At 71.6% G+C, this 15,665-nt stretch carries 10 protein-coding genes; 6 read left to right on the top strand and 4 right to left on the bottom strand.

The window, feature by feature from the left end:
• Nucleotides 1-45 precede the first annotated feature (45 nt).
• Nucleotides 46-1,830: a phosphomethylpyrimidine synthase ThiC gene (gene thiC, locus ABTY59_RS08135; protein ID WP_352018074.1), complete on the top strand. Its 1,785-nt coding sequence runs from the start codon at nucleotides 46-48 to the stop codon at nucleotides 1,828-1,830.
• Between the two features lie 114 nt (nucleotides 1,831-1,944).
• On the opposite strand, the gene ABTY59_RS08130 is transcribed toward thiC, so the two are convergent.
• The 3 genes from ABTY59_RS08130 to ABTY59_RS08120 form a co-directional block, all read right to left on the bottom strand.
• Nucleotides 1,945-2,583: a hypothetical protein gene (locus ABTY59_RS08130; RefSeq protein ID WP_352018073.1), complete on the bottom strand. Its 639-nt coding sequence runs from the start codon at nucleotides 2,581-2,583 to the stop codon at nucleotides 1,945-1,947.
• A gap of 159 nt (nucleotides 2,584-2,742) precedes the next feature.
• The gene (locus ABTY59_RS08125; RefSeq protein ID WP_403537292.1) at nucleotides 2,743-4,173 is read right to left on the bottom strand and encodes a metallophosphoesterase; all 1,431 of its coding nucleotides are present in this window, start codon (nucleotides 4,171-4,173) and stop codon (nucleotides 2,743-2,745) included.
• 286 nt (nucleotides 4,174-4,459) lie between these two features.
• Nucleotides 4,460-5,566, bottom strand: a complete 1,107-nt coding sequence (locus tag ABTY59_RS08120) for a LacI family DNA-binding transcriptional regulator (protein ID WP_352018072.1) — start codon at nucleotides 5,564-5,566, stop codon at nucleotides 4,460-4,462.
• Between the two features lie 391 nt (nucleotides 5,567-5,957).
• On the opposite strand from ABTY59_RS08120, the gene hisC reads away from it, so the two are divergent.
• Nucleotides 5,958-7,052, top strand: coding sequence for a histidinol-phosphate transaminase (hisC, locus tag ABTY59_RS08115; RefSeq protein WP_352018071.1), 1,095 nt, complete (start codon nucleotides 5,958-5,960; stop codon nucleotides 7,050-7,052).
• A 102-nt stretch (nucleotides 7,053-7,154) separates the two neighbouring features.
• Here the strand turns inward: hisC and ABTY59_RS08110 are convergent, their stop codons facing one another.
• On the bottom strand, nucleotides 7,155-7,535 hold the full coding sequence (locus ABTY59_RS08110; RefSeq protein WP_352018070.1) for a cyclophilin-like fold protein: 381 nt from the start codon (nucleotides 7,533-7,535) through the stop codon (nucleotides 7,155-7,157).
• Between the two features lie 205 nt (nucleotides 7,536-7,740).
• Here ABTY59_RS08110 and ABTY59_RS08105 point away from each other — a divergent pair, with 205 nt between their 5' ends.
• From ABTY59_RS08105 to ABTY59_RS08090, 4 genes are read left to right on the top strand one after another with little or no spacing between them, the layout of a single operon-like run.
• On the top strand, nucleotides 7,741-9,249 hold the full coding sequence (locus tag ABTY59_RS08105) for a cytochrome ubiquinol oxidase subunit I (RefSeq protein ID WP_352018069.1): 1,509 nt from the start codon (nucleotides 7,741-7,743) through the stop codon (nucleotides 9,247-9,249).
• Nucleotides 9,250-9,267: 18 nt separating this feature from the next.
• Nucleotides 9,268-10,269, top strand: coding sequence for a cytochrome d ubiquinol oxidase subunit II (gene cydB / locus ABTY59_RS08100; RefSeq protein ID WP_352018068.1), 1,002 nt, complete (start codon nucleotides 9,268-9,270; stop codon nucleotides 10,267-10,269).
• Nucleotides 10,270-10,303: 34 nt separating this feature from the next.
• On the top strand, nucleotides 10,304-13,837 hold the full coding sequence (cydD, locus tag ABTY59_RS08095) for a thiol reductant ABC exporter subunit CydD (protein WP_352018067.1): 3,534 nt from the start codon (nucleotides 10,304-10,306) through the stop codon (nucleotides 13,835-13,837).
• 19 nt (nucleotides 13,838-13,856) lie between these two features.
• Nucleotides 13,857-15,638: a GAF domain-containing sensor histidine kinase gene (locus ABTY59_RS08090; RefSeq protein ID WP_352018066.1), complete on the top strand. Its 1,782-nt coding sequence runs from the start codon at nucleotides 13,857-13,859 to the stop codon at nucleotides 15,636-15,638.
• Nucleotides 15,639-15,665 lie beyond the last annotated feature (27 nt).

Genomic DNA, 15,665 nt, shown 5'->3' with positions numbered 1-15,665 from the left:
GCCGAACCTGTTACCGGGTAATGCCGGCGTAGGGAGATCGGTCTCATGACCATTCAGGATGCACGCACGCCTGCCTCCGACCAGAACCAGACCGACGGGCAGGAGCGCACGCCGGGCTGGCACAAGGGGTACGTCCAGGGTTCGCGCCCCGACCTCCGGGTGCCCGTCCGTCAGGTGCACCTCACCAACGGCAAGGACGTCACGCTGTACGACACGTCCGGCCCGTACACCGACCCCGCCATCGACACCGATGTCCGGCGGGGCCTTCCGCCGCTGCGCGAGAACTGGATCATCGCGCGCGGCGACACCGAGGAGTACGCGGGCCGGCCGGTCCGCCCCGAGGACGACGGCATCAAGCACACCTCGCCGCGCGGCGGCGGGCTCAAGAACCTCGACGCCGTCTTCCCCGGCCGTCCCCGCCTGCCGCGCCGGGGCCGCGGCGGCCAGGCGGTCACCCAGCTCGCGTACGCCCGCCGGGGCGAGATCACCCCGGAGATGGAGTACGTCGCGATCCGCGAGAACGTCTCCCCGGAGGTCGTCCGGGAGGAGATCGCCGCGGGCCGCGCGGTGCTCCCGGCGAACGTGAACCACCCGGAGATCGAGCCGATGATCATCGGCAAGCGGTTCCTGGTGAAGGTCAACGCCAACATCGGCAACTCCGCCGTCACCTCCTCCATCGAGGAGGAGGTGGAGAAGATGACCTGGGCGACCAAGTGGGGCGCCGACACGGTCATGGACCTGTCCACCGGCCGCAACATCCACACCACCCGCGAGTGGGTGCTGCGCAACTCCCCCGTGCCGATCGGCACCGTGCCGCTCTACCAGGCCCTGGAGAAGGTCGACGGCAGGGCCGAGGACCTGACCTGGGAGATCTACAAGGACACGGTCATCGAGCAGGCCGAGCAGGGCGTCGACTACATGACGGTCCACGCGGGCGTGCTCCTGCCGTACGTGCCCCTCACCGCGCGCCGCAAGACCGGCATCGTCTCGCGCGGCGGCTCGATCATGGCCGCCTGGTGCCTCGCGCACCACAAGGAGAACTTCCTCTACACGAACTTCGAGGAGCTCTGCGAGATCCTGGCGGCGTACGACGTCACGTACTCGCTCGGCGACGGCCTGCGGCCCGGCTCGATCGCCGACGCCAACGACGAGGCGCAGTTCGCGGAGCTTCGCACGCTCGGCGAGCTGAACACGATCGCCAAGCGGCACCACGTGCAGACGATGATCGAGGGCCCCGGGCACGTCCCGATGCACAAGATCAAGGAGAACATCGACCTCCAGCAGGAGATCTGCGAGGAGGCGCCGTTCTACACGCTCGGCCCGCTGACCACGGACGTGGCGCCCGCGTACGACCACATCACCTCGGGCATCGGCGCGGCGATGATCGCCTGGTGGGGCACGGCGATGCTCTGCTACGTCACGCCCAAGGAGCACCTGGGCCTGCCGAACAAGGACGACGTGAAGACGGGCGTCATCACGTACAAGATCGCGGCGCACGCGGCGGACCTCGCCAAGGGGCACCCGGGCGCGCAGGAGTGGGACGACGCGCTCTCGGACGCGCGGTTCGAGTTCCGCTGGGAGGACCAGTTCAACCTGGCCCTCGACCCGGACACCGCGCGCGAGTTCCACGACGAGACGCTGCCCGCGGAGCCGGCGAAGACCGCGCACTTCTGCTCCATGTGCGGACCGAAGTTCTGCTCGATGAAGATCTCCCAGGACATCCGGCGCGAGCACGGGGGGACGCAGCAGGAGATCGAGGCGGGCATGGCGGAGAAGTCGAAGGAGTTCGCGGCGAGCGGCAACCGCGTCTACCTGCCGCTGGCCGAGTAGGTCCTGGTCCGCGGGCCCTGAGGGCCCCGAGCCCTGAGGGCCCGCGCCCGTAAGGTCGCCGAGCCCTGAGGGCCCGCGCCCGTAAGGTCGCCGAGCCCTCAGGGCCCGCGCCCCTCAGGGCCTCGGTGTGTCCGGTGGGCCGGTCGCGGCGAGGACGTCGCGGAGGAAGGGGAGGATGCCGCGCTCCAGGAGGGCGCGGCGCCAGGCCTCCCGGGCGTGGGCGAGTTCGTCGTCGGCCGCGGTGGCCCCTTCCGCCGCGGCCGGGCTGTTGCGCAGGGCGGTCAGGAGGAGTCCGGCGCCCGCGCTCAGCAGGCCGGCGGCGGCGAGGGCGGCGAAGACGAGACCCGCGGTCAGCAGGGTCCCGCCGAAGACCATCGTGGGGGCGATGGCGTGCAGCACTGCCCCGACCAGCAGGAATATCGCGGCGGCGGTGCCCGCGAGGACGGGGACCATCACCGTGACGATGGCGACGACCCCGGCACCGGCGCCGGGGTCCGCCAGGGGCGTGCGGGGCCCGGCGGGGGCCCGGCTCTGTTCGCGGACCTTCACGAAGTGGTCGTACTCGCTCGCCGCGGCGGAGGTGATGAGCGCTGTCGCGTTCAGGGTCATGGCGCGCAGCTGCGCGACCGTGAGCCGGGTTCCGATCCCGTCGAGTTCCGGACGTGCGTGGGCGGTGCTCAGTGCGTCGTCGAGGACCCGCTCGTACTCGGCGCGGTCCTCGGTCAGCAGGTGCGGAGCCACGTTCATGTGCATCCCCCGATGCTCCGTAGGCCCGGATCGGCCGTGGGAGACGGCCGGTCGGGCGGAAACGGAGGAGAGCCTGCTACGGATGACCCGATGGTATTGCGGTGACGCCACGGCCTGACAGGGTGTTTCCGGAAATCGACTTCCCCGGATGCGCAGGGTTATGCGTCAGCCGTTCAGGGGGAGTTGGACGACCAGTAGCTTTCCGGCCATGGTCACTCCGCCGTCCATGGCGATCGCGAGCCCGTCCGCGTACACGTGGGGTCCGTCGACGACCGGGCCCCCGCCGTCCTCGCCGTCCTCCGTGCCGACCTGGCCGAGGAGGTACGGGATGGGGCTGTGGCCGTGCACGATCCGGCGGCCGCCGTAGGTGCCGAGCAGCTCCTGGACGGCCTGCGGGCCGCCGTCGTCGCGGAACGCGAAGCGCTTGGTGAACTTCCGGAAGAGGTCCCAGACCTCGTCGGCGTCGTTCCTGTTGAGGACCTCGTGGACCGTGTCGTTGACGTCCTCGATGGTCTGGCCGTATTCGAGGTACGCGGTGGTGTCGGAGTGGACGAGGAGGTGGTCGTCCTCGCGGACCACGGCGTCCAGCCGGGACATCCACTGGAGGTGGACGTCCTGGAGCCGGTCCATGTCGTGCTTCTGGCCGCCGTTGAGCAGCCAGGCGGCCTGGAAGGTGGCGGTGCCCGCGCCGGAGTTGACGGGCGTGTCGCCGAACCGCTTGGCACCGATGAGTAGCAGTTCGTGGTTGCCCATGAGGGCCTTGCAGTAGCCGCCCGCGGCGGCGGCCTCGGCGGAGAGGCGCATGACGAGGTCGATGACGCCGATGCCGTCGGGGCCGCGGTCGGTGAAGTCTCCGAGGAACCAGAGCCGGGCGTTGCCCGCGGCCCAGCTGCCGTTCTCGTCGATGAGGCCCTGGGCGCGCAGCGCGGCGACGAGCTCGTCGAGGTAGCCGTGGACGTCGCCGACGACGTAGAGCGGGCCGGGTCCGTCGCCGTTCCCGGGCTCCGGGGCGGGGACGGGCTCGGGGGTGACCGGGACCTGGACGGTGTCGCCGCGCTGGATGACCGGGAGGTCGCGCTCGGTCGGGGTGTACCCCTCGGGCGCCTCGCCCGCGGGGAAGGCGTTGCCGGGGTGGCCGGTGGCGACGGAGACGATCGACGAGCCCTCCGGTGCGGTGAACGCCGGGGCGAGGCGGTGCCCCAGGTGGAGGGTCGGATCGGCGGGCATGGGCGCCGGAGCCTGGGGCGCCGGGGGTGCGGTCGTCGGCTGTGCGGTCGCCGGCTGTGCGGCGGCGACGGGTGCCGGCACGGCGGGGACGGGCTCGGCCGGGTGGGCCTCCGCGGAGAGGCTCTCGCCGGCGAGCGCCGCCGTCGAGAAGGTCTCGACCGGGTGGGCCTCGACCGAGAGCGCCTTGACCGGGCGGGCCTCGACCGAGGGCGTCCCGACCGGGTGGGCCTCGACCGAGACGGGCTCGGTCTCCGGGGACGGCGGTTCGGCGGCATGACCCTGCACGGGCACGCGGGCGTACGGCGGTACGCGGAAGTCACGCAATGTCGCCGTGCGTACCACGGGCTCCTGACCGGCCCCCTGAGTCATCGACCCCTCCACCACCGTCGCGATGCCCTGCACATCGCGGACCGGCCTGGTCGGGGTGGTCCGCGGTGTCGTCCGCCCATCATAGGAATGAGGGTCCTCCTGTGTGACGCACCAGGGGTGGTGAATCCGGGTCCACTCCGGGTTCACCGGTTGTTTCGCCCGAATTGAGAAGGTCCAGTCCAGGGTAGAGGCCGGTACGGCTGCCGGTTTCGCCGTCTCCGCCCACGGGCAGGGGCGGAGACGGCGGGTCGGACGACGGCGGGTCGGGGCGCCGCGGCCGCTCGTGTCAGTCCTTCGCGGGCGAGCGCGGCGGGCTGACGGTGGTGCGCGGCGAGCGCCGCTGCGAGGAGGTGCGGACGATCAGTTCGGTCGGTATCACCTGCTCGACCGGTCCGTCGGTGTCGATCCCCTCGATGGCGTCGATGAGGAGCTGGACGACGGCGGTGCCGATGCGGCGGGGTTTGAGAGAGAGCGTGGTGACGGGTGGTTCGGTGGTGGCGTAGACGGTGGATTCGCTGCAGCAGACGATGAGCAGGTCGTCCGGGACGCGCAGTCCGTAGCGGCGCGCGGCGGCGAGGAGGTCGGTTCCGTTGGGGTCGAAGAGGCCGTAGACGGCGTCGGGGCGGTCGGGGCGGGCGAGCAGCCGGTCGGCCGCGACGGCGCCCGCGCACGGGTCGTGCGCCGGGTAGGCCTCGTAGACGGGGTCCTGTCCGACGCGCTCGCACCAGTTGAGGTACGCCGTGGTGGACAGGCGGGTGTAGGTGTCGGTGGTGGTTCCGGTGAGCAGGCCGATGCGGCGGGCGCCGGCGTCGGCGAGGTGGTCGAGCAGGTCGAGGACGGCGGCTTCGTGGTCGTTGTCGACCCAGGCGGTGACCGGGAGGGTGCCGGCGGGGCGTCCGTCGGAGACGACGGGCAGTCCCTGGCGGACCAGTTCGGTGACGACGGGGTCGTGGTCGGAGGGGTCGATGACGACGGTGCCGTCGAGGGCGACGTTCGACCAGACGTCATGGCGGGAGGTGGCGGGGAGGATGACCAGGGCGTAGCCCCGGGCGAGTGCGGCCGATGTGGCTGCTCTGGCCATCTCCGCGAAGTATGCGAATTCGGTGAAGGTGAAAGGTTCATCCCCGTACGTGGTCACGGTCAGGCCGATGAGTCCCGACTTGCCGGTGCGGAGCGTGCGGGCCGCCGCGGATGGGCGGTAGCCCAGCCGGTCGGCGACCTCGCGGACGTGGCGGCGGGTGGCGTCCGGGAGTCGGCCCTTGCCGTTGAGCGCGTCGGAGACAGTCGTGATGGAGACCCCGGCGGCGGCGGCCACGTCCCGGATGCCTGCCCGGCCCTGCCGGCTTCCCCGGGTCTGTGCCCGGCTCACCTGGTGCTTCCCTGCTGCTGTCATGGCGAGCCGATAGTAGGGCGATGAGGGGCGGTCGGGACGGTCGCATATGCAGGCGTTGACAGGCACGTTTCTGCATGATCGAAATACCCTAAGAGGCTTGAAATCAAAGGCAGTTAGGGTGTTCCTCGTGTGATCTATGCTCATCGAACGGCGTAGGCCTGGCGAGGGGGCGAGGTCTCGAAGAGGTCTCAACTCACCTCTACGGGGGATGCGCGCCACGGCGCCCGCCACCGGCGCGCGCCACCCAGACGCGCGCCCCCCCTCCTCCGGGGCGGGAAAAGGGACGTTTCCACAGCGTGTCCCTCCTGTTGTCCACAGCCCATTCGCAGCGGAGGCGAATCCTCTTAAGGTGAGGAGTATTGGCGGTACGGACGGTCGAGGAGGCCACACTGTGAGCGAGACCAGCGGGACGAGCACCGGCAGCCCCAAGCTGCGCGCCGAGCTGGACGGCGTCCCCACCTACAAGCCGGGCAAGCCGGCCGCCGCGGGGGGTCCCGTGGCCTTCAAGCTGTCCTCCAACGAGAACCCCTACCCGCCGCTGCCCGGGGTCATGGAGACCACCCTGGCCGCCGCCGCGAACTTCAACCGCTACCCCGACATGGCCTGCACCGGTCTGACCGAGGAGCTGGCGAACCGCTTCGGCGTGCCCGTCTCGCACCTGGCCACCGGCACCGGCTCGGTCGGCGTCGCCCAGTCGCTGCTCCAGGCCACCTCGGGCCCGGGCGACGAGGTGATCTACGCCTGGCGCTCCTTCGAGGCGTACCCGATCATCACGCAGATCAGCGGGGCCACCTCGGTGCAGGTGCCGCTGACCGAGGGCGAGGTGCACGACCTCGACGCGATGGCCGAGGCGATCACCGACCGGACCCGGCTGATCTTCGTCTGCAACCCCAACAACCCCACGGGCACCGCGGTGCGCCGCGCGGAGCTGGAGCGCTTCCTGGACCGGGTGCCCTCCGACGTCCTGGTCGTGATCGACGAGGCGTACCGGGAGTTCGTCCGCGACACCGAGATCCCGGACGGCATCGAGCTCTACCGCGACCGGCCGAACGTGGCCGTGCTGCGCACCTTCTCCAAGGCGTACGGCCTGGCGGGTCTGCGGGTCGGCTTCGCGGTCGCCCACGAGCCGGTGGCGGCGGCGCTGCGCAAGACGGCGGTGCCGTTCGGAGTGAGCCAGCTGGCCCAGGACGCGGCGGTCGCCTCGCTGCGGGCCGAGGACGAACTGCTCGGGCGGGTCGGCTCGTTGGTGGCCGAGCGCGAGCGGGTCCATGCGGGGCTCGTGGCCCAGGGCTGGACCGTGCCGGACACCCAGGCGAACTTCGTCTGGCTGCGGCTCGGCGAGCGGACCATGGACTTCGCGGCGGAGTGCGAGCGGCACGGCGTGGTGGTGCGGCCGTTCGCGGGCGAGGGCGTGCGCGTCACGATCGGTGAGTGCGAGGCGAACGACCTGTTCCTGAAGGCGGCGGAGGGCTTCCGCAAGGCCTGACGGGTCCGGGGCTGATCGGTCCGGGACGGCGGGTCCGGGGCTGATCGGTCCGGGACGGCGGGTCCGGGGCTGATCGGTCCGGGACGGCGGGTCCGGGGCTGATCAGTCCCGGACGCGTTCCACGCGGATCGGGTCCCCGTCCCGCACGGTGGCCAGGATCCGCGGGTCGCCGTCGAGCGCCCCGAGCAGATTGCAGGGGCTGGCGAGCCGGCACTCGGCGCCCCGCGAGATCGGGGTGGGGCCGTAGGGGAGCGCGAGCGCGTCGCCCTCCGTCCAGAAGGCCACGGTGCCGGGCTCGACGACCTGGCGCGCGCCGTCCTCGACCGAGGACGAGACCGGTGTGTCGAAGTAGACCTCCTCGCCCCAGGTGCGGGCGGTGGAGGAGATCGGGAGGGCTCCCGCGAGCGCGGTGCTCGTGGGGGTCTCCTCAAGGGTGGCCGTGGTGTGTCCGGCCGGCCAGATGATGCGTATCCGAAGGGTCATGCCCCGGATTCAACAATATGTTGAAGGTCCTGGGAAGAGGTGACCTTCGGTAGGGGGACCCCCGACTGACGGTACGGATTTCGTATGAGCCATAATGCTTGTGAATGTGAACGCGTTCACAAGCGTGTCCTGTTTCCTCCCGTAATAAGTGGGATTAGCAGGGCAAACTGCCGATGTGACCACGGCGATGTAAGGAGAAAACGACGTGGACCTCGCTCTGGCACCAGAGACTCTGGCGCGCTGGCAGTTCGGCATCACCACCGTCTACCACTTCCTCTTCGTACCCCTGACGATCTCCCTCGCCGCGCTCACCGCCGGTCTGCAGACCGCCTGGGTGCGCACGGAGAAGGAGAAGTACCTCAGGGCGACGAAGTTCTGGGGCAAGCTCTTCCTGATCAACATCGCGATGGGCGTGGTCACCGGCATCGTGCAGGAGTTCCAGTTCGGCATGAACTGGTCCGACTACTCCCGCTTCGTCGGCGACATCTTCGGCGCCCCGCTCGCCTTCGAGGCGCTCATCGCCTTCTTCTTCGAGTCGACCTTCATCGGTCTGTGGATCTTCGGCTGGGACAAGCTGCCGAAGAGGATCCACCTCGCCTGCATCTGGATGGTGTCGATCGGCACCATCCTCTCCGCGTACTTCATCCTGGCGGCCAACTCCTGGATGCAGCACCCCGTGGGCTACAGGATCAACGAGGAGCGGGGCCGGGCGGAGCTCACCGACTTCTGGCAGGTGCTCACGCAGAACACCGCGCTCACCCAGTTCTTCCACACGATGACGGCGGCCTTCCTGGTCGGCGGAGCGTTCATGGTGGGTATCTCCGCGTTCCACCTGGCGCGCAAGAAGCACGTCCCGATCATGCGGACCTCGCTGCGGCTCGGTCTGATCACGCTGATCATCGCCGGCCTCGGCACCGCCATCAGCGGCGACCTGCTCGGCAAGGTCATGTTCAAGCAGCAGCCGATGAAGATGGCCGCCGCCGAGGCGCTCTGGGACGGCGAGGCGCCCGCACCCTTCTCGGTCTTCGCCTATGGCGACGTCGAGAAGGGCCACAACACGGTCGCCATAGAGATCCCGGGCCTGCTGTCCTTCCTCGCGAACGACGACTTCAGCTCGTACGTCCCGGGCATCAACGACGTGAACAAGGCCGAGCAGGAGAAGTACGGGCCCGGCGACTACCGGCCCAACATCCCCGTCGCCTACTGGGGCTTCCGCTGGATGATCGGCTTCGGCATGGCCTCGCTGGGCATCGGCATGCTCGGCCTCTGGCTGACCCGGAAGAAGTTCATGCTGGCACCGGGCCTGAGGACCGGTGAGGACGAGGTGCCGAACCTGGTCCTGTTCAAGCGGAAGGCGCTCAGCCCGCGCTGGGGCAGGTGGTACTGGATCATCGCCCTCTGGACGATGGCGTTCCCCCTGATCGCCAACTCCTGGGGCTGGATCTTCACCGAGATGGGCCGCCAGCCCTGGGTGGTCTACGGCGTGCTGCGCACCCGTGACGCGGTCTCCCCCGGTGTCTCCCAGGGCGAGGTCCTCACCTCGATGATCGTCTTCACCACCCTCTACGCGATTCTCGCCGTCATCGAGGTCAAGCTCCTCGTGAAGTACGTCAAGGCGGGCCCGCCGGAGCTCACCGAGGACGACCTCAACCCGCCCACCAAGATCGGCGGGGACTCTCGTGACCCCGACCGCCCCATGGCCTTCTCGTACTGAGGCTCAGGAGATCGAGGCATGGAACTCCACGACGTCTGGTTCGTACTCATCGCCGTCCTCTGGATCGGCTACTTCTTCCTCGAAGGATTCGACTTCGGGGTCGGCGTCCTGACCAAGCTGCTCGCCCGGGACCGGGTGGAGAAGCGGGTCCTCATCAACACCATCGGACCCGTCTGGGACGGCAACGAGGTGTGGCTGCTCACCGCCGGCGGGGCGACCTTCGCCGCGTTCCCCGAGTGGTACGCGACGCTGTTCTCCGGCTTCTACCTGCCGCTGCTGATCATCCTGGTCTGCCTGATCGTCCGGGGCGTCGCCTTCGAGTACCGGGCGAAGCGGCCGGAGGAGAACTGGCAGCGCAACTGGGAGCAGGCCATCTTCTGGACCTCGCTGATCCCCGCGTTCCTCTGGGGCGTGGCCTTCGGCAACATCGTCCGGGGCGTGAAGATCGACGCCGACATGGAGTACGTCGGCACCTTCTGGGACCTGCTCAACCCGTACGCGCTCCTCGGCGGCCTGGTCACGCTCACCCTCTTCACCTTCCACGGCGCGGTCTTCGCCGCGCTCAAGACGGTCGGGGACATCCGGACGCGGGCGCGTGCGCTCGCGCTCAAGCTGGGCCTGGTCACGGCGGTGCTCGCCCTGGGCTTCCTCCTCTGGACCCAGGCCGACACCGGGGACGGCGGGAGCCTCGTGGCGATGCTGGTCGCCGTGGTGGCGCTCGTCGGCGCGATCGTGGCCATCAAGGCGGGGCGCGAGGGCTGGTCGTTCGCGCTGTCGGGCGTCACCATCGCGGCGGCGGTGGCGATGCTCTTCCTCGCCCTGTTCCCGAACGTCATGCCGTCTTCGCTCAACCCCGAGTGGAGCCTTACCGTGACGAACGCGTCGTCGAGCCCGTACACCCTCAAGATCATGACCTGGTGCGCGGCGATCGCGACCCCGCTGGTGCTGCTCTACCAGAGCTGGACCTACTGGGTGTTCCGCAAGCGCATCGGCACGCAGCACATCGCCGACGCTCACTAGTCGGCACTCGGCAGCCGACTCTCACCAGAGGGGCATGTTTCACGTGAAACCGATCGATCCGCGCCTGCTCCGGTACGCGAGGGCCACCCGTCTCTTCCTGATCGCGGTGGTCGCGCTCGGCCTCGTCGGAGCGGCGCTGGTCATCGCCCAGGCGATGCTCATCGCCGAGGTCGTGGTGGGGTCCTTCCAGAAGGGCCAGTCGGTTTCCGCCCTGACCACCCCCCTGCTGCTGCTCGCCGGAGTCGCGGCGGCACGGGGGCTGGTCTCCTGGCTGACCGAGCTCGCCGCCCACCGGGCGAGCGCGGCGGTCAAGTCCGAGCTGCGCGGCCGGCTCCTCGGCCGGGCCGCCGGGCTCGGACCGGGGTGGCTGAGCGGTCAGAGGGCCGGTTCGCTGATCGCCCTCGCCACGCGGGGCGTGGACGCGCTCGACGACTACTTCGCCCGCTATCTGCCGCAGCTGGGGCTCGCGGTGGTGGTGCCGGTGGCGGTCCTGGCCCGGATCGTCACCGAGGACTGGGTCTCGGCGGCGATCATCGTCGTGACGCTGCCGCTCATCCCGCTCTTCATGATCCTCATCGGCTGGTACACCCAGGCCCGGATGGACCGGCAGTGGAAGCTGCTCTCGCGGCTCTCCGGCCACTTCCTGGACGTGGTGGCGGGCCTTCCCACGCTCAAGATCTTCGGCCGGGCGAAGGCCCAGGCCGAGTCGATCCGCGCGATCACCTCGGAGTACCGCCAGGCGACGATGCGCACCCTGCGGATCGCCTTCATCTCCTCCTTCGCCCTGGAACTCCTCGCGACCCTGTCGGTCGCGCTCGTCGCCGTGACCATCGGCATGCGGCTCGTCCACGGCGAGCTCGACCTCTACACCGGGCTCGTCATCCTGATCCTGGCGCCCGAGGCCTACCTTCCGCTGCGGCAGGTGGGCGCGCAGTACCACGCGGCGGCGGAGGGGCTCGCGGCGGCGGAGGAGATCTTCGACGTCCTGGAGGAGCCGGTACGGGACGGGGGCACCGCGTCCGTGCCGCGGTCCGTACGGCTTGAGCTCGACGGCGTGACCGTCCGTCACGCGGGCCGCACCGAGCCGTCGCTCGACGCGGCGACGCTGACGGTCGAGCCGGGCGAGACGGTGGCCCTGGTCGGGCCCAGCGGTGTCGGGAAGTCCACGCTGCTCGACGTCGTCCTCGGCTTCGCGGTGCCGGAGGAGGGCGGTTCCGTACGCGTCGGGGGCACCGATCTGGCGACGCTCGACCTGGAGGAGTGGCGGTCCCGGATCGCCTGGGTGCCGCAGCGCCCGTACCTCTTCGCGGGGACGGTCGCGGAGAACGTACGGCTGGCCCGGCCGGACGCCTCCGACGAAGCCGTACGGGACGCCCTGCGGGACGCCGGGGCGGACGGGTTCGTCGCGGGGCTGCCGCAGGGGCTCGACACGGTCCTCGGCGAGGACGGTGCGGGACTCTCGGCGGGACAGCGGCAACGGCTCGCGCTCGCCCGGGCGTTCCTGGCCGACCGGCCGCTGCTGCTGCTCGACGAGCCGACGGCGGCGCTCGACGGCGCGACGGAGGCGGGCGTGGTCGACGCCGTCCGGCGCCTCGCCGCCGGCCGGACGGTGCTGCTGGTCGTGCACCGTCCGGCGCTGCTCGCGGTCGCCGACCGGGTGGTCTCGCTGGCGGGCGCGGCGCCGGTGACGCGCCCTGCGGGCACGGCGGAGGACGGTGGGCTCGCCCCGGGCGAGGGCACCCCGCCGCCCCTCACGGAACAGCCGCCCGCACCGGGTGCGGCGGACGAGCCGCGCGGGTCGGGCCTGGCGCGGGTGCGGAGCATGGCCGGGGAGCTCAAGGGGCGGATGGCGCTCGCGCTGCTGCTCGGGAGCCTCGCCCTCGGGTCCGCCGTCGGGCTCATGGCCGTGTCCGGCTGGCTCATCTCGCGGGCCTCCGAACAGCCGCCCGTGCTCTATCTGATGATGGCCGTCACCGCCACGCGCGCCTTCGGCATCGGCCGGGCCGTCTTCCGGTACGCCGAGCGGCTCGTCTCCCACGACGCCGTCCTGCGGATGCTTGCCGACCTGCGGGTCTCCGTCTACCGGCGGCTGGAGCGGATCGCACCGGCCGGACTGCGCCGCACCCGGCGCGGAGACCTCCTCGCCCGGCTCGTCCAGGACGTCGACGCGCTCCAGGACTACTGGCTCCGCTGGCTGCTCCCGGTGGGCGCGGCGCTCCTCGTGGGCGTCGCCTCGGCGGGGTTCACCGCCTGGCTGCTGCCCGAGGCCGGTGCCGTGCTCGCGGTGGGCCTGCTGGTCGCGGGGATCGCCGTACCGGCGGCCGGCGGGGCCCTCGCCCGCCGGGCCGAGCGTCACCTCGCCCCCGCGCGCGGCGCCCTGGCGACCGCCGTCGCCGATCTGCTGCGCGGCTGCGCCGAACTGACCGTGGCCGGAGCGCTGCGGGGCCGGATCGAGCGGACGCGGGACGCCGACCGGACCCTCACCTCCATCGCCTCCCGGCAGGCCGCGGCCACCGCGCTCGGCGCCGGCCTTTCGGCCCTCGTCTGCGGACTGACCGTCGCGGCCGCCGCGCTCGTCGGCGTCCGGGCCGTGGCGGACGGACGGCTCGACGGCGTGGCCCTCGCGGTGGTCGTCCTGACGCCGCTCGCCGCCTTCGAGGCCGTCACCGGGCTCCCGCTCGCCGTCCAGTACCGGCAGCGCGTGAAGCGCAGCGCCGAGCGGGTCTTCGAGGTGCTGGACGCGCCCGTCCCCGTACACGAGCCGAGGACGCCCGCCGCTCCCCCCGCGAACCCGTTCCCGCTGGAGCTGTCCGGGCTCTCGGCCCGGCACGCCGGGCAGGACCGGCGCGCACTCGACGACTTCGCCCTCACCCTGGAGGCCGGGCGGCGGGTCGCGGTCGTCGGCGCCTCGGGCTCCGGCAAGACCACGCTCGCCCAGGTGCTGCTGCGCTTCCTGGACGTGGAGCACGGCACGTACCGGCTCGGCGGCGTCCCCGCCCGGGAGCTCGACGGCGACGCGGTCCGGCGGCTCGTCGGCCTCTGCGCCCAGGACGCCCACCTCTTCGACAGCTCCGTCCGCGAGAACCTGCGGCTCGCCAAGGTCGGCGCGGACGACGAGGAGCTGCGCGAGGCGCTGCGCCGGGCCCGGCTGCTCGACTGGGTCGACGGACTCCCCGAGGGACTCGACACCCTCGTGGGCGAGCACGGCTCCCGGCTCTCCGGAGGCCAGCGGCAGCGCCTCGCGCTCGCCCGTGCCCTGCTCGCCGACTTCCCGGTCCTCGTCCTCGACGAGCCGGCCGAACACCTGGACCTGGCCACCGCCGACGCGCTCACCGACGACCTGCTCCGGGCCACCGAGGGCCGCACCACCGTCCTCATCACCCACCGGCTGCACGGACTCGACGCCGTCGACGACGTGGTCGTCCTCGACGAGGGACGGACCGTGCAGCGCGGCCCCTACGCCGAGCTCGCGCAGGCGGACGGCCCGCTGCGCCGGATGCTGGAGCAGGAGCGCGAGACCGATCTGCTGGTCGGCGCGACCACCCGGCCGACTTTTCTCGCCAAATAGGACTTACTAGTCTCGTGGCATGACCGCAGCCGCGTCCGACGACCCGGACCCCCTGGAAGCCCCGGACCCTCCGGAGCCCGCCTCGGTTTCCCCGGATGCTCCGGAGCCCGCCGCAGATCCCCTGGAGGCCGCCACCCTGGCCACTCGCAGTCTCCAGGGGCTGTCCACGGAGCTCACCGCCCGCGTGCCGCAGCTCCTGGAGGCGATGCGCTCGGTCGGCACCGGGCTCGAACTCCACTCCACCCTCGACCGGATCTGCGAGACGGCCGCCGAACTCGCCGACGCGCGCTACGCCGCGATCGGCGTCGTCGACGACGAGGGCGAGGGCCTCTCCGACTTCGTCACCTTCGGCGTCGACGAGGAGACGGCCCGCCGGATCGGCCACCGCCCCGACGGTCACGCGGGACTGCTCGGCGCGCTGATCCGCGACCCGCAGACCATCCGCCTCGCCGATCTCTCCACGGATCCCCGCGCGGCGGGCTTCCCGCCGGGGCATCCGCCGATGCGGACCTTCCTCGGCGTCCCCATCCGGGTCCAGGGCGAGATCTTCGGCAACCTCTACCTCGCCGAGAAACACGGCGGAGGCGACTTCAACGACTACGACGTGCACATGGTCCGGGTCCTCGCCACCGAGGCGGGCATCGCGATCGGCAACGCCCGCCTGTACGAGGCGGCCCGGCAGCGCGAACGGTGGATCGACGGCTCCGTCGCCGTCACCACCGCCCTGCTCTCCGGCGGCGACGCGGACGACGCCCTGACCGTCGTCGCCGAGCAGGCCCGCCGGCTCGCCGACGCGGACGCCGGGATCGTGCTGCTCCCCGCCGAGGAGGGCGGCCTGGAGATCGTCGCCGTCTCCTCCCCCAGGCCCACGAAGTCGCTGGGCGTGGTGATCCCGCCCGAGAGCGCCGTCGTGAAGGAACTCCTGGAGGGCGAGGCGGTCTTCGTGGCCGACGCCTCGACGGACCCGCGCATGATCAGCCGGCTGACGTCCCCGTACGGGCCCAGCATGATGGTGCCGCTGCAGAGCGGCGGACGGGTCCTCGGCGCGCTCGCCACGCCCCGGGCGCGGGGCGCCCGGCAGTTCACGGAGGCGGAGCGGACGCTCGCCACCCAGTTCGCCTCGCAGGCCGCCCTCGCCCTGATGATGGCCGACGCGCAGCGCGACCGGGAGCGCCTCGCCGTCTACGAGGACCGCGACCGGATCGCCCGCGACCTGCACGATCTGGTGATCCAGCGGCTCTTCGCCACCGGCATGATGCTGGAGAGCGCCCAGCGGAGGTCGATCGTGCCGGCCGTGCGCGAGGGCGTGGGCAAGGCCGTGGACGAACTGGACGTGACCATCCAGGAGATCCGTACGGCGATCTTCGCGCTCCAGCAGGGCCCCGCCGAGGCTCCGTCGGGGCTCCGCACCCGGGTCCTGCGGGAGATCAACATGGCGGCCGTGCCGCTCGGCTTCAAGCCCGCGCACCGCTTCCTCGGAGCGATCGACTCGACGGTCGGCGAGCTCACCGGAAAGAACCTCGTCGCCGCCCTCCGCGAGGCGCTCTCCAACGCCTTCCGGCACGCCGGGGCGAGCCGCATCGAGGTGGTCGTCGACGCCGGGGTCACCCTGCCCGACGGCTCCGCCGGGGTGCGCCTCTCGGTCGCCGACGACGGCATCGGCATCCCGGCGGGAGGGCGGCGCAGCGGCCTGCGCAACCTGGCCCGCCGGGCCGAGTCGCTGGGCGGCGCGAGCTGGTGCGGCCCGGGCCTGGGCGAGGAGGGCGGCGGTACGACGGTGGTGTGGGAGGCACCGCTCTGACGGGCGGTGCGTGCCGCGTCCCGAAAC

This window comes from Streptomyces sp. NPDC096079, assembly GCF_040303145.1.
Taxonomy (GTDB): domain Bacteria; phylum Actinomycetota; class Actinomycetes; order Streptomycetales; family Streptomycetaceae; genus Streptomyces.
The sequence above is the reverse complement of the archived record's forward strand: the minus strand, read 5'-3'. Positions and strand labels throughout refer to the sequence as shown.